Genomic DNA, 16,444 nt, shown 5'->3' with positions numbered 1-16,444 from the left:
AGACAGGAGACCGTGATGCCCGCCGAACTGCACGCCGTGCCCGACACGACGTCGATGGACATCAAGCAGAAGCAGGAGGCGTACCACGACTGGGAGGCCGGGACCTACGACGAGAAGTTCTCGATCTCGTACGACCAGCGCTGCATCGACTACGCGCGCGACCGGTTCCGCAAGGTCGTCCCCGAGGGCGCCGTCTTCCACCGCGTGCTCGAGGTCGGCGCGGGCACCGGCTTCTTCCTGATCAACCTCGCGCTCGGCGACTGTCTCGAGGGCGCGACGTTGGAGGCCACCGACATCTCGGAGGGCATGCTGGAGGTGTGCCGACGCAACGGCGCCGAGCACGGCCTGACCATCGCCACGCGTCAGGGCGACGCCGAGGCACTGCCCTACGACGACGACAGCTTCGACCTCGTCATCGGACACGCCTTCATCCACCACCTGCCCGTCCCCGGGGCCGCGATCCGCGAGATGCACCGGATCCTCAAGCCCGGCGGGACGCTGGTCATCGCCGGCGAACCGACCGAGATCGGTGACAAGGTGTCCTGGTTCGTCAAGCGCAACACCTACCGCGCGTTCCGGGCGGCGACAGCACTGCCCGGCCTGACGCAGTACCGCAAGCCGAGCATCGTCGAAGCGGGCGGAACCGTCGAAGACGCCACCCTGGCCGGCCTGGAGTACGAGGTCGACCTGCACACCTTCCGCCCCGGCGACGTCGAGAAGATGGCCCGCCTCGCCGGGTTCCGTGAGGCCCGGGTCGTGACCGAGGAGCTGACCGCGAACTGGGTCGGGTGGGCAGTGCGCACCATCGAGGGTGCGATGCGTCCGGGCGTGCTCGGCATGCGGTGGGCATTCGCGGCGTTCAACGCCTACACGCGTCTGCACCGGTTCGACGACCGTGTGCTGGCGCGGTTCGTGCCCCGCGACGTGTTCTACAACCTCATCCTGCACGCGACGAAGTGAATCCCGACCCCGACGAGCGCGAACTGGTCGCCGACCTCGACCTGCCGCTGCCGCACCTCGGGCCCGACCTGGACCCGGACGCCGGTTCGGACCTCGCGGGCGCTTCGGACGCCGACGTGGAGGAGGCCGCGCGCTCCGCGCTGCGCGAGCACACCGAGGCACTCATCCGGGCCGAGACCGCCCGTGAGGGGCAACGGCGGGCGAGCCTGCTGGCGGCGGACCTGCTTGCCGAACGGCCGCTGCCCGACCACGTCCGGCGCCCGCCGATCCGGCTGCACTACCCGCGGTGGGGTTGGCGGCAGGCCATCCGTCACGCGGTGACCCACCGGATGGTCACGCGTCAGTACCTGACCCTGTACCGACGGTTCCTCTGGCACCGCGCCCGGGCCGTCGCCACCGGCAACCACGTCGTGTTCCAGGGCGTGGTCTTCAGCGGCCGGCGGGTCGAGTTCCGCGGTCGCCCCGGGCACGGCCGGCTCGTGGTCGGGCCGTGGTGCTGGATCGGCGACGACAACAAGCTGCGCGCCCACGAAGGCCAGCTGACGCTGGGCGCGAAGGTGGTGATGGGCCGCGACAACGTGGTCAACACCTATCTCGACGTCGAGATCGGCGAGGCGTCGATCCTCGCCGACTGGATCTACATCTGCGACTTCGACCACCGATTCGAGCGGCTCGACGTCCCCATCAAGGACCAGGGCATCGTCAAGTCCCCGGTGCGCGTCGGTGGTGACGTGTGGATCGGCGAGAAGGCGACGGTATTGCGCGGGGTCGACATCGGGCACGGATCGGTGATCGCGAGCCACTGCCTCGTCAACACCGACATCCCGCCGTTCTCGATCGCCGTCGGCATCCCGGCTCGGGTCGTGAAGTCCCGCCTGCCCGGCGGTATGGATCCCGAGGAGGCGCTCGACCGCCTGCGCCGCGGCCTGTCGATCCCGGGCGATCCGATCGGGTGAGCGATGGAGGGCGCCTGCCAGGCACCCTCCATCGCGACGCGGTCGCGTCATCGCCGACCGGGGGTCATCGCCGACCGGCGGTCAGCTTCACCTCGTAGCGGGTGAGGGACTCGTCGTCGTCCGTGCTCGTGTCGAACAGCTTCGCCTGTCCGCTGGCGCCGAGGTACTGGCCGGTGCCGCCGGTGATGGCCACGGTGGCGAAGGGCATCGCGGGATCGAATTCCGTCATCGAGCTGAACTGCACGGCGCCCTGCCAGGCGAGCGTTCCGGCGCCGTCGACGGTCACGACCCCGTGACAGAGCAGGTTCTGCGAGAAGTCCTCCTCGCTCGTGCCGGAGAACGCGGTGACGGTGCACTCGATGTCGTTGCGGCCGACCAGCGCGGTGCGCGCCTCGTCGCTGTAGAGCGTGTCGACGAGGAGGAACCGGTCGCCGGCGCTCGGCATCAGGTCATCGACCTCTTCCTCGTCCTCGTCGGTGAACACCCTGCCGTCGGCGGTGATGTAGGTCGCGGACGTCTCGGTGGCGTGCAGGACCAGCACGCCCTTGTGGTGACCACCCTTCTTGCCGTGGTCGTCGCGGTGCTTGGTGCCGCCCTCGGCGAAGGCGGCCGTGCTGCCCAGGACGAGCAGCACGATCATGAGCAGCGGAATGGTTCGGATACGCATCTTCCTGGCCTCTTCTACCCGCTCCGAAAGGAGCCGTGGACGTGAGCCTGCCGGAGCTCCCGGGACCGGATCTCGGGATCCGGTCACCGATGCGATCGCGCGGGCGGAGGTCGGTCCGGCGGCGTCCCGCCTCTCGAAGGGCCTCCCCGTTTCCACCCGTGCTGCCAGTCTGGGCACAAGGCCACAGGCGCGTCAACGGAGGCAGATGTCCCGAATCCGGACCGCGAACCGCGCCCGCACGACGTAGCGTGTGGGTATGGACACGCGCGAACTGCTCACGGACGCCTTCCACCGCATCCCGCCACTGATCCGGCGGCATGCCGAGGGGGCCGACGACCGACTGCTGCACACCCGTCCCGATCCCGAGGCCAACTCGCTTGCCTGGCTGCTCTGGCACACCATCCGCCAGCAGGACGCCCAGGTGGCCGAGCTCGCCGGCCGTGCCGAGGTGTGGGCCGCTGACGGGTGGCGGGACCGTTTCGACCTGGCGCTGGAACCGGACGACCACGGGTACGGCCACGACGCCGACCAGGTCGCCCTCGTACGCGTCGACGACGTCGACCTGCTCGGGGGCTACCAGGATGCCGTCACCGCGATGATCGACGACTATCTCGCGACGGCCACCGCCGAGGACCTCGACCGCGTCGTCGACGACCGCTACGACCCGCCGGTCACGGCGGGGGTCCGCCTGGTCAGCGTCGTCGGCGATGCCATGCAGCACCTGGGGCAGGCCGGGTACCTGCGCGGCCTGCTGGAACGTTCCGGATGAGCATCCGGCGCGTAGGGCTGGTCGCGCCGGGCGAGATGGGCTCGGCCGTCGCGGCCGCGATCACCGCCGCCGCGGTCCGCGTGGTCTGGGCGTCGCATGGTCGTGGTGACGCCTCGCGCCGCCGGGCCGAGGATGCGGCCATCGACGACGTCGGTGACCTCGGAGCCCTCGTCGCGGCCAGCGACATGCTGCTGTCCGTCTGCCCGCCCCACGCGGCCGTCGAGGTGGCCGGGGAGGTCGCCGCCCACGGGTTCACCGGGCTGTACCTCGACGCCAATGCCGTCGCTCCGCAGACGGCGCGCGGGATCGCGGCGACGGTGACGAGCGGTGGTGCCGACTACGTCGACGGCGGCATCATCGGAGGACCACCCCGCGAACGTGGGACCACCCGGCTCTACCTCGCCGGAGCGCGAGCCGCCGAGGTGGCGGCCCTGTTCGACGCCGGACCCCTCGAGGCGCCCGTCGTCGGCGGTGCCGCACCGGCGGCATCGGCACTCAAGATGGCGTACGCCGGCTGGACCAAGGGCAGCGCCGCGCTGTTGCTCGCGGTGCGGGCGATGGCCAGCGCCGAGGGGGTCGAGGCCGAACTGCTCGCCGAATGGAAGCGTTCGCAGCCGGCGCTGGCCGGCCGGAGCGAGCGTGCCGCCGCGAGCGCCGCACGCAAGGGGTGGCGCTGGGTCGGGGAGATGGACGAGATCGCGGTCGGCCTCGGGGCCGCCGGACTACCCGACGGCTTCCACGTCGCAGCCGCCGCGGTCTTCGAACGCGTCGCCCACCTGCGCGACACACCGACGACCGACGTGGCCGCGGTGACGACCGCGCTGCTCGAAACCGGGGAGGAACGATGACCGACGCCCACGTCCACCACGACGGCGACGACGAGGGCCACGGCAGCTTCGACGCGCGTGCCGCGACCTGGGACGACGACCCGGAGAAGGTCGAACGGGCCAGGATCGTGGCGGACGCCATCGTGGAGGCGGTCCCCGTCACCGGTGACGCCCGCCTGCTCGAGTACGGGGCGGGCACCGGGCTGCTGGCCCAGTTCCTCGCGCCGCACGTCGGCACGATCACGGTGGCCGACCCGTCCGAAGGCATGCGCGCCGTCATGCTCGACAAGGTGGAGCGGGGCGAGCTGCCAGGCGCAAAGGTCGTCGACATCGACCTCGATCCCGACGAGCGCTTCGATCTCGTCGTCTCCCTGATGGCCCTGCACCACGTGCCCGAGCCGGCCGACGCCCTCGCGCTGCTCGCCACCGTCACCGAGCCGGGCGGCACCGTCGCGCTGGCGGACCTCGAGGCCGAGGACGGTTCGTTCCACGGCGAGGGCTTCGGCGGCCACCACGGGTTCGAACCCGCGACGTTGGACGACTGGCTCGTGGCCGCCGGGTTCGGGACGTCGACGTTCTCGCGCGTGCACACGGTCACCAAGGACGGTCGCGACTACCCGCTGTTCCTCGCCGTCGCGCGGCGGCGCTCGCCCTGACAAGACCCGGAGCCGTCATGCCACCCCGTCCCCGCCTGCACCACGTATCCGTCAGCGTCACCGACCTCGAGGCGTCCGCGAACTGGTACCGACGTGTCCTCGCCGTCGAGGAGATCGGAACCCGACAGGGGGCAGGGTGGCGGAAGTCCGTGCTCGGCACCGACGGCTTCCTGGTGTCGCTGACCAGGCATGACGCCGCCGACGCGGACGACCGCTTCGACGAGACCCGCGTCGGCCTCGATCATCTCGCCATCGGTTGTGACCGCCGCGAGGATCTCGACGCCTGGCTCGCCCACGTGGACGAGCTCGGGCTCGAGCGCTCGCCGGTCACCGAGGCACCCCACGCCCACCTGTTCACCTGCCGCGACCCCGACGGCATGCCGGTCGAGTTCTACTGGCCCGTCGGCTGAGCGGTGTCGGCTTCGGCCTCGGCGGCCCGGATGGCCTCGATGGTGCGCCGGCTGCGTTCGCGGCGCGTCACGGCGTCGGTGCGTTCCTGCTCCTTCGCCCACCGCATGAACAGCGTGGCGATGATGCCCCACAGCACGAACCCGCCGACGACGTTCATCACGATGCCCGCCGCCTGCTGGTCCTGAATGGCGTCGAAGCCGAGCCACAACGGCGGTGCGAGCTCGTACAGCCCGTACAGCGGCAACGGGTTGAAGGTGAGGAAGGCAGCGGGAACGAACATCAGCACCGAGCTCGCGAACAGGTAGAAGGCCCGCAGCGGTTCGTGGATCGCGTTGCGGTCCGGTTCACGGCGCAACGCCGGCCACCACCAGACCAGTCCGGCGAACAGGTGCAGCACGTCGATGCCGAACGAGCCGAGTTGGCTGGTCTTGAGCGTGTCGACGACGACCGGGACATGGGTGCCGAAGAGCACCAGGTTGAAGATCAGCAGCGCGTTCGGCCAGCGCGTCAGCGACGAGACCACCTGCTGTCGGCGCGACCCCCACGGCAGCCACCGGTCCAGCAACCACGTGGGGACGCCGACCAGCAGCAAGGGGGCGGCGACGAAGGAGTACACGATGTAGCGCGCGATGCCCAGGGTGGCGAGGTAGCCGACGCCGAGCTGGCCGATGGGCCACTCGGAGACGACGAACAGCGCCAGCACACCCAGACACCACAGCCGGAAGCGGGAGCGGTCGAGTGCACGGCCGGCCCGCCGATGCGCGAGGACGTACCCGCCGATCAGCGCGGTCGCGACCGCCCAGACGCCGAGGAACGGCGTGTAGCGCCAGGTCCACACCTGGCCGGTCGAGGAGCACCACCACGCCACGTTGTTCATGCCGCCGACTCCGACGACCACTCCTCGAGGATGCGGGGAAGGTCGCGGATCCAGTCCGAGCGGCGGGCACCGAAGGGCCACACGCGCCGCGCCTCACCGTCGGCGTCGAAGCCGATGACCTGTGCCGGGTGGCCGATCAGGTCACCTTCGCCCCGGGGGTCGGCCCCCTCGATGACCGGACCGGGAAGGTCGAGTTGGCGCAGGGCGTCCTCGACCACCTCGCGGTCACCGTGCACGCCCAGGAACCGGTGGTTGAAGTTGGCGAGGTAGGCGTCGATGCGATCGGGCGTGTCGCGCTCGGGATCGACCGAGACGAACACCATCTGGACCTGCTCGGTGGTGACCCCGAGCTCGCGCATCGCACCGGCGATCACGGCGAGGTGGATCGGACAGATGTCCGGACAGCTGGTGTAGCCGAAGAACAGCAGCGTCGGGGTGCCGGCGGTCGCCTCGCGGAGGTCGACCTGGTTCCCGGCGGTGTCGAGCAGCGTCACGTCCGGCATCGTGCGCTCGACCTCCAGCGGCACCCCGTGCCAACCGTCGGCCTGGCGCTGGAGCCCCTGGGCGGAGATCGCGGTCGCCGTCGTCGGTTCGCACGCGCCCGCGAACAATGCGAGCGCGAGGAGCGGGAGCAGCAGTCGGCGCAGGGTCATGGCTGATCAGTCGTCGGCGCCCGGTTCCGGCGCTGGCTGGTCGAAGGCGTCCTCGGCGAGGTCGAGGAGCGACACCACCTCGACCGGGATCGTCCGGTCCCCGGAGCGCTCGAAGTGGAGGGTGAGCTCGAAGGTACCGCCCACGACGACCGACTCGTCCGGCACGACCAGCATCAGGTGCAGACCGCCCGGGCGGAAGCGGACGGTGTCGCCCGAGGGAACGGCCACGGTCTCCTGCTGGCGCATCGACGCGCGACCATCGGTCACCTCGGTCAGATGCATCTCGACGCCGGCCGCAGCGGGGGTGCTCGCTCCGAGCAGCGTGTCGTCCCCCTCACCGCTGTTGCGGATCTCGACCACGACCTGGGACGACCCGGCCGCGGGCGCACCCGCCTGGGCCGGGCTGACCGCGATGTCGGGCTCGCCGCGGGTGCACCCGACGAGCACGGTCACCGCCACGAGCAGCAGCAGGACCGGGAGCGTGGCGCGTCGGAGGGCAGGCATCGCGGGCGATGCTCGCATGCCGCGCTCGCGGGGGCAAAGCGGCTGCCGTGCCCTGCGCGGCGTAGACTCCCGACGCCGTGGGCCGGGGACGAGAAGGGGTCGAGGTGGCGTTGCAGGGCAGGGCTGACGGCGTGCTGCCGCTCGTGCTGGGCCTGCTGCTGGTGCTCCTGGGTGCGACGGGTGCGACGCTCACGCAGCGGCGCTTCGAGCTCGAGGGGCGATCGCAGCACGCCCCGCTGTGGCTGGTCCCCTTCGGCATCCTGGTCGGTGCGGGCGCGGCGCTCGTCCGCGGATGGGACCTGGCCGGGTCCATGCTGATCGGCGCGGTGCTGGTGCCCCTCGTCGGTGCCGTCGGTCGGCTGCTGGAGGTCCGACGTCGCAACCGACGGGGCGGCCGCACGTGAGCACGCCGCCGCCCCCACCGCCGCCTGCACCAGCGCCTGCGTCCACGCCGGCGGTCTCGGTGCGCGGGCTGACGAAGTCGTACGGCGGCCAGCTCGTGGTCGACCGGGTGAGCTTCGACGTCCCACCCGGGCGCGTCGTCGGCTTCCTCGGCCCCAACGGCGCCGGCAAGTCGACGACGATGCGCATGATCATCGGTCTCACCGCGCCCTCGTCCGGCGAGGCGCGCATCCTCGGCACACCGTTCGCCAAGCTCGACGACCCGGTCCATACGGTCGGCTCGATCGTCGACGGCGTCGGCCACCACCCGGGCCGCCGTGCCATCGAGGAGCTACGCGTCAACGCCCGCGCGGTCGGCATCCCGCTGGACCGTTGCGACGAGGTGCTCGAGCTGGTCGGTCTGGAGAACGCGGCCCACAAGCGGGTCGGTGCGTACAGCCTCGGCATGCGCCAACGGCTGGGCATCGCCCAGGCCATGCTGGGTGACCCCCGGGTCCTGCTGCTCGACGAGCCGGCCAACGGCCTGGATCCCCAGGGAATCCTGTGGGTGCGGCGGTTCCTGCGGCGCCTCGCCGACGAGGGCCGCTCCATCCTCGTCTCGTCACACCTCATCAACGAGGTGGCCCGGCTCGCGGACGACGTCATCGTGATCCGCCAGGGTCGCATCGTCACGGAGGCCTCGGTCGCACAGCTCACCGCCGTCGCCGGTGGTGCCGCCGTCAGCGTCGCCAGCAATGATGACGTGCGACTCCACCGGGTCCTGGCGGCCGAGGGTGCCGAGGTCGCCGCAGGATCCCACGGTCTGACCGTGCGCAATCTCCCGCCCGAGCGGATCGGCGAGCTCGCGCTGCAGGCCGGTGTGGCGCTTCGCGAGCTCCGGCCGATGACGGCCGAGCTCGAGGACGTCTTCATGGAGCTGACGGCCGGAGGCGAGATCGCATGAACCAGTTCGCCGCCGAACTGCGCAAACTGCGGACCGTGCCGACGACCTGGGTCATCACCGGGATCGGCCTGGCCCTGGTCGTGCTGAGTGCGCTGCTGCCCTTCCTCGTCCCCGGGTTCGGGGGCGACTTCACGGGCGCGGCCGGTCAGGTCGCCAGCAGCGTCGACACGATCGGGGGCAACTCCATCATCGTGCTGATCATCGGGGTGCTCGTCGTCACGACCGAGTTCCGGCACGGGACCATCGGACGCACCCTCCAGCTGGTGCCGTCACGGACGCGGGTGCTGGCCGTCAAGCTGGCGGCCGGGGCGGCGTACGCGGTCGCCTTCGTCGGCGTCAGCCTGGTGCTGGTCGCGGTCATCCTGTTCGCCATGGCGGCGGTCGAGAACGTGTCCTTGTCCTGGGGCGCGGAGGTCTGGACCGCGCTCTGGCAGGTGTTCGTCGGTCTCGGGCTGACGGCGATGCTGGGCGTCGCGGTCGGCGCGCTTCTTCGGAGCCAGGTGGTGGCGGTCACGCTCGTACTGGTCTGGGTCTTCGTCGTCGAGAACCTCGCCATGCTGCTGCCACGCGTGGCGCAGTGGCTGCCGTTCCAGGCCCTCAACTCCGTGTTCCTGACCGCCGAGACGCGGGCCCAGATGCCGCCCGGCATGCGCTATCTCGAGCCGGCGGCCGCGCTCGCGACCTTCCTCGGCTACGTCGCGGTGCTGACCACCGCGGCCGTGGTCCTGATGCGCGAGCGCGACGTCTGAACCGCCATGTCCCGACGGCTATCCGTCTCGGGCGTGGCGGTAGTAGTTCGACCGCTGAGGCGGAAGCGGTGTCGTGCCCGTGATCAGGTCGGCGGCCTTCTCGGCGATCATCATCACCGGGGCATAGATGTTGCCGTTGGTGATCGACGGCATCACGGACGCGTCGACCACCCGCAGGCCGTCGACACCGTGGACCCGCATGGACGTCGGATCGACGACGGCAGCCTCGTCGGTCCCCATCCTGGCGGTGCAGGAGGGGTGCAGGGCCGTCTCGGCGTCGCGCGCGACCCAGTCGAGGATCTCCTCGTCGGTGGCGACCTCGGGGCCGGGGGAGAGCTCGCCGCCGTTGAAGGGCTCCAGGGCGGGCTGTCCGAGGATGGTGCGTGCCACGCGGACCGCTTCGATCCATTCGCGCCGGTCGTTCTCGGTCGAGAGGTAGTTGAAGCGCAGGGCCGGGTGCACGCGCGGGTCGCGTGCGCGGATCGTCACCGAGCCGCGCACGTCGGAGTACATGGGACCGACGTGCACCTGATAGCCGTGCCCCCTGGCCGGCGTGCTGCCGTCGTAGCGGATCGCCAGCGGCAGGAAGTGGAACATGAGGTTTGGGTAGTCGACCGTGTCGTTGGAGCGGACGAAGCCACCGCCCTCGAAGTGGTTGGTCGCCCCCGGGCCCCGGCGCGCGAACAGCCACTGCATCCCGATCCACGGTCGCCGCCACCACGCCAGCTGCGGTTGCAGGCTGACCGGCTGCTTCGAGGCGTACTGGATGTAGACCTCGAGGTGGTCCTGCAGTCCCTGACCGACCCCCGGCAGGTGCTGCACGGGAGTGATCCCGAGCGGGCGCAGGTGGTCGCCATCCCCGACGCCGGACAACTGCAGCAGTTGCGGCGTGTTGATCGCGCCACCGCAGAGGATCACCTCGGTCGCCTCGACGTGGCGGAGACGGCCGCGGTGGATGTAGTCGACGCCGGTCGCCCGGGTGCCCTCGAAGCGGACGCGGGCGGCCAGGGCGCGGGTCCGGACCTGCAGGTTGGGGCGGTCGAGCACCGGATGCAGGTACGCCCGCGAGGCCGAGAGCCGGCGTCCGCGGTGGACGTTGCGATCGAAGGGGGCGAACCCCTCCTGCTGGTAGCCGTTGACGTCGTTCGTGAGCGGGTAGCCGGCCTGACGGCCGGCTTCGAAGAACGCCGCGAACAACGGGTTGGTGGCCGGTCCCCGTTCGAGGACCAGCGGCCCTTCGCCGCCGCGCCACTCGTCCGCGCCGGCCGTGCACGTCTCCATGCGCTTGAAGTACGGCAGGCAGTGCGCGTAGTCCCAGTGGTCCATCCCGGGTGCCGCGGCCCACTTGTCGTAGTCCATCGGGTTGCCGCGCTGGAAGATCATGCCGTTGATCGAGGACGAACCGCCGAGCACCTTGCCCCGCGCGTGGTAGATGCGCCGGCCGTGCATGTGCGGCTCGGGCTCGGAGGAGTACTTCCAGTCGTAGAACCGGTTGCCGATCGGGATCGTGAGCGCGGCCGGCATCTGGACGAAGACGTCCCACCGGTGGTCGACACGGCCGGCCTCGAGCACCAGCACGCGGGTCGAGCCGTCGGCGGTCAGGCGGTTGGCCAGCACGCAGCCGGCCGAGCCGCCGCCGACGATGACGACGTCGAAGCGCCCGCTCATGCGCCTGCCCCCCGGCCGGTGCCGAACCAGCCGGTCGGTTGCGGCGCGAGATTGGTGGCAACGTGCTTGGTCTCGACGTACTCGGCCAGCCCCTCGCGACCGAGCTCGCGGCCGATCCCGGACCGCTTGTAACCGCCCCACGGTGCCTGCGGGAAGTAGGGGTGGAAGTCGTTGATCCACACCGTCCCCAGCCGCAGCCGCCGCGCCACCCGCTGTGCCCGCGCCAGGTCGCTGGTCCAGACGCCGCCAGCGAGACCATAGACCGTGTCGTTGGCGCGCGTCACCGCGTCCTGCTCGTCCGCGAACGCCTCGACGGTGAGCACGGGCCCGAAGACCTCCTGCTGCACGATCGCCATGTCGGGCCGGCAACCCGTCAGTACGGTCGGCGCGTAGAAGAACCCGTCCGTCAGCGCGGGATCCGAGGGCCGCTCGCCGCCACAGCGCAGCTCGGCGCCCTCCGCGATCGCCCGGGCGACGTGTGCCTCGACCTTCGCCCGGTGTTCGGCCGAGATCAGTGGACCGCTCTCCGTGGCGGGGTCACGTCCATCGCCGAGCCGGATCCGCTGCGCCCGTTCGACGACGGCGTCGACGAACCGGTCGTGTATGGCCTCCTCGACCAGCAGTCTGGCGCCCGCGGAGCACACCTGGCCCGCGTGCAGGAACACGGCCAGGAGCGCGTAGTCGACGGCGGTCTCGAACTCGGCGTCGGCGAACACGATGTTGGGGTTCTTGCCGCCGAGCTCCAGGGCGATCTTCTTGACGTTGCCGGCGGCGGCACGCATGACCCGCTGCCCCGTCTCGATCCCGCCGGTGAACGAGACCAGGTCGACGTCGTGGCTCGCACTCAGTTCGGCGCCGACGGTCGCGCCGTCGCCGAGCACGAGGTTCACGGTGCCGGCCGGGAACCCGGTCTCGTCCATCAACTCGAAGACGCGGATCGTCGTCAGCGGCGTGAGCTCCGCCGGCTTGACGACGATGGTGTTGCCGGCAGCGAGTGCCGGCGCGAACTTCCACGACGCCTGCAGCAGCGGGTAGTTCCACGGCGAGATCTGCCCGCACACCCCGACGGGTTCGCGGTGCACCACCGAGGACAGGCCCGGGGTCGGTGCGTCGACCACCTCGCCCGCGTCCTTGTCGGCGAGCGCCGCGTAGTACCGCACGACACCGGCGATGTCGTCGATGTCCATCCGGCTCTCGGCGAGCGTCTTGCCGGTGTCCTGGGTCTCGAGGGCGGCGAGGTGCTCACGGTCGGCGGTGATGGCGGCCGCGAGCCGATCCAGGCAACGACCGCGCTCCACCCCGGGCAGCCACGGCCAGTCCCCGTCGTCGAAGGCGCGGCGGGCGGCCGCGATGGCCAGCCGGGCGTCGTCCGCGTCCCCTTCGGCGACGGTGCGGACGACCCGGCCGTCGAACGGGTCGACGACGTCGCGGGTGCCTCCGGCCAGCGGCGGACGCCAGGCGCCGTCGATGTACAGGTCGTGCACGGGTGCCGGCTCCTCGATCGACGGTCCGCCGGTGGTCGATGACCGGCCCGCGGGGCGCAGCATCGTAGGGCCGTTGGTGGCCTCGCGGCTTTTTCACTAGGGTCACCGTCACGGGGGATGCGGCACGAGGCGTGAAGGCGGGGACCCGCCTCGAAGACGATTGCTGCCGACCAGTAGGGCACCGTGACGGTCCTGGACTACCTCGAACGACGGTGGGACACCGTGCTCGAGCTGACCATCGACCACCTCGTGCTGGTCGCGGGTTCGGTCCTGCTCGCCACGACCCTCGGGGTCCTGCTCGGGGTGCTGGTGCACCAGCGGCCGCGCGCCGCGACCGTGCTGATCGCGACCACGAGCGCGCTGTTCACGGTCCCGTCCCTGGCCTATTTCGCCATGTTCATGGTCTTCCTCGGCCTGGGCGCGCAGCCGTCGGTGCTCACGTTGGTCATCTACGCGCTGCTCCCCATCGTGCGCAACACCATCACCGGCCTGCGGCAGGTCGACCCGGCCATGGTGCGGTCGGCCCGTGGGATGGGCATGGGGCGTGTCCAGACCCTGACGCGGGTCGAACTCCCGCTCGCGTTGCCCGTCATCCTGTCGGGTGTGCGCATCGCCACGGTCCTGACGGTCGGCATCGCGGCGGTCGCGTCCTACGTGGGCGGCCCCGGTCTCGGCAGCGAGATCTTCGGAGGGCTGCGGTCGATCGGGTCGGTCCGTGCCGTCCCACAGGCGACCGTCGGCGTCCTGGCGATCGTCGCGGTGACCGTCGTCCTCGACGCCGTCGTCGCGCTGGGCGGCAGGCTCCTCACCCCGAAGGGACTCCGTTGAGCGAATCCGCCGAACCGATGATCCGGCTCGAGGCCCTGACCAAGCACTATCCGGGGCAGACCGCGCCGGCGGTCGACGCGCTCGACCTCGACATCGCCGCGGGTGAGATCGTCATGCTCGTCGGCCCCTCCGGGTGCGGCAAGACGACCACTCTGGAGATGATCAACCGGCTCGTCGAACCCACCTCCGGCCGCATCATCCTCGAGGGCCAGGACGTCACCCACATCAACACCGAGGAACTGCGCCGCCGCATCGGGTACGCGATCCAGGAGATCGGCCTCTTCCCGCACCGCACCATCGCGCAGAACATCGCGACCGTCCCGCGCCTGCTCGGCTGGCAGCGTCAGCGCATCGAGGAGCGCGTCGACGAACTGCTCGAGCTCGTCGGCCTCGAACCGACCGAGTACCGCGACCGCTACCCGAAGGCGCTCTCCGGGGGGCAGCGACAGCGGGTCGGCGTGGCGCGCGCGATGGCGGCGGATCCGCCGGTCATGCTCATGGACGAACCGTTCGGGGCGACCGACCCGATCACCCGCGACTGGCTCCAGCGCGAGTTCCTGCGCATCCAGGACGAGATCGGCAAGACGATCGTGTTCGTCACCCACGACATCGACGAGGCGATCACGTTGGGGGACCGGGTGGCGATCCTGCGCGAGAGCGCGCAGGTGGCCCAGTACGCCCGTCCCGAGGACCTGCTCTCCGCCCCGGCCGACGACTTCGTGGTCGACTTCCTCGGCAGCGGCAGCGTGTTCAAGCGGCTCAACCTCGCCCGCGTCCGCGACGTCCGTCCCGTCGCCGACTGGCCCACCATCGCGTCGTCGGGCAGCGTGGAGGACGCCCGTCGTCTCGCCGAGCAGCACCCCGAGCGTTCGGTCCTGGTCATGGGCGACGGCGGCCTGCCGCAGCGGTGGGTGCGACTCGACGACCTGCGCTCCGCGACGGACCTGGCCACGTCGGGACAGCCGGTCGAGCGCTCCCTCGGCCCGAAGGACCGGCTCTCCGAGGCGTTGGCCGAACTGCTCGTCGGCGCCGTCCCGGCCGCCACGGTGGTGGACCGCGACGGCTTCGTCGGGGTGCTCGACCTCGACACGCTGCATGCCGCGGTCGCCGGGATGCGGGCGCGGTCCGAGGACGCCGCCGACGAGGTCGAAGCGGCGCCGGCATGAGCGCACCGGGAACGCTCGACGAGCAGGCCCCGGTCGACGAGCAGGTCGCGCTCGAGCCGGCGGCGGACGGCACCGGCGGCGCCGGGCGCCGGCGCCTGCTCGGCTACCTGTGGACGCCGCTGCTCGTCGGGGCGAGTTGGCTCGCGTTCTACCTCTGGCTCGACCAGCGCGAACTCGGCAGCATCGAGCGCCGGTCGCTGACCTGGGGCAACGTGCGGACGGCCTTCCTGCAGCACCTCGACATCTCGCTGTGGGCGACGTTCTGGGTCATCGTGCTCGCCGTGCCCGTCGGCATCGCCCTCACACGTCCCTGGGCGAAGCGCTTCGCCGGACCGGTCGTGACCGTCGCCAACGTCGGTCAGGGGATCCCGTCCCTGGGCACGATCGTGCTCGCCTTCCTCATCGTGAGCAGGTCGGGTCGCAACGCGGCCATCATCGGACTGGTCGCCTACTCGTTCCTCCCCATCCTGCGCGGCACGATGGTCGGCCTGCAACAGGTGCAGCGCGACGTGATCAAGGCCGCGCGCGGCATGGGGATGAGCAAGGGCCAGGTGCTGCGGCAGATCGAACTGCCGCTGAGCGTTCCCGTCGTCCTCACCGGCGTGCGCACCTCACTGGTCCTCACCGTCAGCTCGGCGCCGCTGGCCGCCTTCATCGGGGCGGGGACGCTCGGCGCCTTCATCACCAGCGGGTTCGCCCTGACGCGCCCGACCCTGATCTACACCGGCAGCATCCTCGCCGCCGGTCTCGCCCTCCTCGCCGACTGGGCCGGCGGCATCGTCGAGGACGTGCTGCGCCCCAAGGGCCTGTGACGTCCGAGCCGGCCGGGTGCGTGCCCACCGACCGCCTTCTCCAAGACCTCAGACGTACCACCACCAACCGATTCCGAACGAAGGATGATCACGATGACGTTCCTGGCAAGGCGCCGGCTGCGCGTTGCTGCCGCAGCCCTCGCGACCGGCCTCGTCGCCGCTGCCTGCAACGGCGACGGCGGCGGAGACGGTGACGAGGGCGGCGACGGCGAGGCGGCCGGCAGCGTCGCGCAGAACTACGACTTCTCCGGTCTGTCGCTGCACGTCGGCACCAAGGACTTCGACGAGCAGTACATCCTGGCCCAGATCGTGGTGCAGGCGCTCGAAGCCGCCGGTGCCGAGGTGGAGTACACCGCGGACCTCGCCAGCCCCGACGGCGCGCGCAACGCGTTGCTCGCCGGTGAGGTCGACCTCGCCTGGGAGTACACCGGCACGGCCTGGTTCAACTACCTCGGCAACGAGGAACCGATCGACGACCCGATGGAGCAGTACCAGGCGGTCGCCGAGCAGGACCTCGAGCAGAACGGCGTCGTCTGGTCCGAGCCGGCTCCCTTCGACAACACCTACGGCTTCGCGATGAGTCGCGAGGCCTACGAAGAGCACGGTTTCGAGACCGTGTCCGACCTCGCCGAATGGGTCGAGGCCAACCCCGACCAGGCGACCCTGTGCGCCGACGCGACGTTCCCGACACGTGACGACGGGCTGCCGCGGATCGAGGAGGTCTACGGCTTCGAGTGGCCGAGCGGCTCCATCATCGGCAACATGGACTTCGGCGTCATCTACGAGTCGATCGCCGATCGTGACCCGTGTGAGATCGGCGAGATCTTCACGACCGACGGTCGCATCCTGACGCTGGACCTGCACGTGCTCGAGGACGACCAGGGCGGCTTCGTCAGCTACCTGTCGTCGGTGCAGATGATGCAGGAACTCGCCGACGAGCACCCCGAGCTGCTCGAGCTGTTCGCCGAGCTCGGTGCCCCCATCGACGAGGAGCTGATGACCGAGATGAACGCGGCGGTCAGCTCCGAGGGCGAGTTCCCCGAGGACGTCGCCGAGCGCTACCTGCGGGATCACGGGTTCATCTGATCGTGCGGACACCTCGACGCGTCGAG

Annotated in this window: 19 protein-coding genes; 13 read left to right on the top strand and 6 right to left on the bottom strand. The window is 70.9% G+C overall.

What is annotated here, in order from left to right; genetic code table 11:
- The first annotated feature begins 15 nt into the window (after positions 1-15).
- Together ACERMF_RS06200 and ACERMF_RS06195 are read left to right on the top strand one after the other, a co-directional pair.
- The gene (locus tag ACERMF_RS06200) at positions 16-960 is read left to right on the top strand and encodes a methyltransferase domain-containing protein (protein WP_373668164.1); all 945 of its coding nucleotides are present in this window, start codon (positions 16-18) and stop codon (positions 958-960) included.
- Complete coding sequence (locus ACERMF_RS06195) at positions 957-1,916, top strand: acyltransferase (protein ID WP_373668163.1); 960 nt, start codon at positions 957-959, stop codon at positions 1,914-1,916. Before ACERMF_RS06200 ends, ACERMF_RS06195 begins: the two co-directional genes overlap by 4 nt.
- A gap of 64 nt (positions 1,917-1,980) precedes the next feature.
- Here ACERMF_RS06195 and ACERMF_RS06190 read toward each other — a convergent pair whose 3' ends face one another.
- Positions 1,981-2,583: a hypothetical protein gene (locus tag ACERMF_RS06190; protein ID WP_373668162.1), complete on the bottom strand. Its 603-nt coding sequence runs from the start codon at positions 2,581-2,583 to the stop codon at positions 1,981-1,983.
- Between the two features lie 256 nt (positions 2,584-2,839).
- Here ACERMF_RS06190 and ACERMF_RS06185 point away from each other — a divergent pair, with 256 nt between their 5' ends.
- From ACERMF_RS06185 to ACERMF_RS06170, 4 genes are read left to right on the top strand one after another with little or no spacing between them, the layout of a single operon-like run.
- The gene (locus ACERMF_RS06185) at positions 2,840-3,352 is read left to right on the top strand and encodes a DinB family protein (RefSeq protein ID WP_373668382.1); all 513 of its coding nucleotides are present in this window, start codon (positions 2,840-2,842) and stop codon (positions 3,350-3,352) included.
- Positions 3,349-4,200 (top strand): DUF1932 domain-containing protein, encoded by an 852-nt coding sequence (locus tag ACERMF_RS06180; protein WP_373668161.1) that lies wholly within the window; start codon positions 3,349-3,351, stop codon positions 4,198-4,200. Before ACERMF_RS06185 ends, ACERMF_RS06180 begins: the two co-directional genes overlap by 4 nt.
- Positions 4,197-4,835, top strand: a complete 639-nt coding sequence (locus tag ACERMF_RS06175; RefSeq protein WP_373668160.1) for a class I SAM-dependent methyltransferase — start codon at positions 4,197-4,199, stop codon at positions 4,833-4,835. The genes ACERMF_RS06180 and ACERMF_RS06175 overlap by 4 nt, the downstream gene beginning before the upstream one ends.
- A gap of 17 nt (positions 4,836-4,852) precedes the next feature.
- Entirely contained in the window at positions 4,853-5,245 is a 393-nt protein-coding gene (locus tag ACERMF_RS06170; protein WP_373668159.1) for a VOC family protein, read from the top strand.
- Here the strand turns inward: ACERMF_RS06170 and ACERMF_RS06165 are convergent.
- From ACERMF_RS06165 to ACERMF_RS06155, 3 genes are read right to left on the bottom strand one after another with little or no spacing between them, the layout of a single operon-like run.
- Positions 5,227-6,123, bottom strand: coding sequence for a cytochrome c oxidase assembly protein (locus ACERMF_RS06165; protein WP_373668158.1), 897 nt, complete (start codon positions 6,121-6,123; stop codon positions 5,227-5,229). The two genes, ACERMF_RS06170 and ACERMF_RS06165, sit on opposite strands and share 19 nt — an antisense overlap.
- On the bottom strand, positions 6,120-6,776 hold the full coding sequence (locus tag ACERMF_RS06160; RefSeq protein ID WP_373668157.1) for an SCO family protein: 657 nt from the start codon (positions 6,774-6,776) through the stop codon (positions 6,120-6,122). The genes ACERMF_RS06165 and ACERMF_RS06160 overlap by 4 nt, the downstream gene beginning before the upstream one ends.
- A gap of 6 nt (positions 6,777-6,782) precedes the next feature.
- Complete coding sequence (locus ACERMF_RS06155) at positions 6,783-7,280, bottom strand: copper chaperone PCu(A)C (RefSeq protein WP_373668156.1); 498 nt, start codon at positions 7,278-7,280, stop codon at positions 6,783-6,785.
- A 104-nt stretch (positions 7,281-7,384) separates the two neighbouring features.
- On the opposite strand from ACERMF_RS06155, the gene ACERMF_RS06150 reads away from it, so the two are divergent.
- The 3 genes from ACERMF_RS06150 to ACERMF_RS06140 are packed head-to-tail and all read left to right on the top strand — an operon-like array spanning position 7,385 to position 9,374.
- The gene (locus tag ACERMF_RS06150; protein WP_373668155.1) at positions 7,385-7,684 is read left to right on the top strand and encodes a hypothetical protein; all 300 of its coding nucleotides are present in this window, start codon (positions 7,385-7,387) and stop codon (positions 7,682-7,684) included.
- A 59-nt stretch (positions 7,685-7,743) separates the two neighbouring features.
- Entirely contained in the window at positions 7,744-8,625 is an 882-nt protein-coding gene (locus ACERMF_RS06145) for an ABC transporter ATP-binding protein (RefSeq protein ID WP_373668154.1), read from the top strand.
- Positions 8,622-9,374, top strand: coding sequence for a hypothetical protein (locus tag ACERMF_RS06140; protein WP_373668153.1), 753 nt, complete (start codon positions 8,622-8,624; stop codon positions 9,372-9,374). Before ACERMF_RS06145 ends, ACERMF_RS06140 begins: the two co-directional genes overlap by 4 nt.
- A gap of 18 nt (positions 9,375-9,392) precedes the next feature.
- On the opposite strand, the gene betA is transcribed toward ACERMF_RS06140, so the two are convergent.
- Together betA and ACERMF_RS06130 are read right to left on the bottom strand one after the other, a co-directional pair.
- Positions 9,393-11,042 carry a choline dehydrogenase gene (gene betA, locus ACERMF_RS06135; protein ID WP_373668152.1) on the bottom strand — a complete coding sequence of 550 codons (1,650 nt, stop codon included), beginning with the start codon at positions 11,040-11,042 and terminating at the stop codon, positions 9,393-9,395.
- Complete coding sequence (locus ACERMF_RS06130; RefSeq protein ID WP_373668151.1) at positions 11,039-12,526, bottom strand: aldehyde dehydrogenase family protein; 1,488 nt, start codon at positions 12,524-12,526, stop codon at positions 11,039-11,041. The genes betA and ACERMF_RS06130 overlap by 4 nt, the downstream gene beginning before the upstream one ends.
- A gap of 183 nt (positions 12,527-12,709) precedes the next feature.
- Between ACERMF_RS06130 and ACERMF_RS06125 the strand changes: the two genes are divergently transcribed.
- The 4 genes from ACERMF_RS06125 (at position 12,710) to ACERMF_RS06110 (ending at position 16,418) form a co-directional block, all read left to right on the top strand.
- The gene (locus ACERMF_RS06125; protein WP_373668150.1) at positions 12,710-13,354 is read left to right on the top strand and encodes an ABC transporter permease; all 645 of its coding nucleotides are present in this window, start codon (positions 12,710-12,712) and stop codon (positions 13,352-13,354) included.
- A complete protein-coding gene (locus ACERMF_RS06120) occupies positions 13,351-14,520 on the top strand; it encodes an ABC transporter ATP-binding protein (RefSeq protein ID WP_373668149.1) in 1,170 nt (389 codons plus the stop codon). The genes ACERMF_RS06125 and ACERMF_RS06120 overlap by 4 nt, the downstream gene beginning before the upstream one ends.
- On the top strand, positions 14,517-15,332 hold the full coding sequence (locus ACERMF_RS06115; protein ID WP_373668148.1) for an ABC transporter permease: 816 nt from the start codon (positions 14,517-14,519) through the stop codon (positions 15,330-15,332). Before ACERMF_RS06120 ends, ACERMF_RS06115 begins: the two co-directional genes overlap by 4 nt.
- A 93-nt stretch (positions 15,333-15,425) precedes the next feature.
- Positions 15,426-16,418: a glycine betaine ABC transporter substrate-binding protein gene (locus tag ACERMF_RS06110; RefSeq protein WP_373668147.1), complete on the top strand. Its 993-nt coding sequence runs from the start codon at positions 15,426-15,428 to the stop codon at positions 16,416-16,418.
- Positions 16,419-16,444 lie beyond the last annotated feature (26 nt).

The sequence above is a fragment of the Egicoccus sp. AB-alg6-2 genome (genome assembly GCF_041821025.1).
GTDB lineage: Bacteria > Actinomycetota > Nitriliruptoria > Nitriliruptorales > Nitriliruptoraceae > Egicoccus.
This window is presented reverse-complemented; position numbering and strand designations above follow the sequence as displayed.

Coding starts and splice junctions, on each gene's coding strand:
- ACERMF_RS06200 (WP_373668164.1), top strand. CDS start 16: ATGCCCGCCGAACTGCACGCCGTGCCCGACACGACGTCGATGGACATC.
- ACERMF_RS06190 (WP_373668162.1), bottom strand. CDS start 2,583: ATGCGTATCCGAACCATTCCGCTGCTCATGATCGTGCTGCTCGTCCTG.
- ACERMF_RS06185 (WP_373668382.1), top strand. CDS start 2,840: ATGGACACGCGCGAACTGCTCACGGACGCCTTCCACCGCATCCCGCCA.
- ACERMF_RS06180 (WP_373668161.1), top strand. CDS start 3,349: ATGAGCATCCGGCGCGTAGGGCTGGTCGCGCCGGGCGAGATGGGCTCG.
- ACERMF_RS06175 (WP_373668160.1), top strand. CDS start 4,197: ATGACCGACGCCCACGTCCACCACGACGGCGACGACGAGGGCCACGGC.
- ACERMF_RS06170 (WP_373668159.1), top strand. CDS start 4,853: ATGCCACCCCGTCCCCGCCTGCACCACGTATCCGTCAGCGTCACCGAC.
- ACERMF_RS06165 (WP_373668158.1), bottom strand. CDS start 6,123: ATGAACAACGTGGCGTGGTGGTGCTCCTCGACCGGCCAGGTGTGGACC.
- ACERMF_RS06160 (WP_373668157.1), bottom strand. CDS start 6,776: ATGACCCTGCGCCGACTGCTGCTCCCGCTCCTCGCGCTCGCATTGTTC.
- ACERMF_RS06155 (WP_373668156.1), bottom strand. CDS start 7,280: ATGCCTGCCCTCCGACGCGCCACGCTCCCGGTCCTGCTGCTGCTCGTG.
- ACERMF_RS06140 (WP_373668153.1), top strand. CDS start 8,622: ATGAACCAGTTCGCCGCCGAACTGCGCAAACTGCGGACCGTGCCGACG.
- betA (WP_373668152.1), bottom strand. CDS start 11,042: ATGAGCGGGCGCTTCGACGTCGTCATCGTCGGCGGCGGCTCGGCCGGC.
- ACERMF_RS06115 (WP_373668148.1), top strand. CDS start 14,517: ATGAGCGCACCGGGAACGCTCGACGAGCAGGCCCCGGTCGACGAGCAG.
- ACERMF_RS06110 (WP_373668147.1), top strand. CDS start 15,426: ATGACGTTCCTGGCAAGGCGCCGGCTGCGCGTTGCTGCCGCAGCCCTC.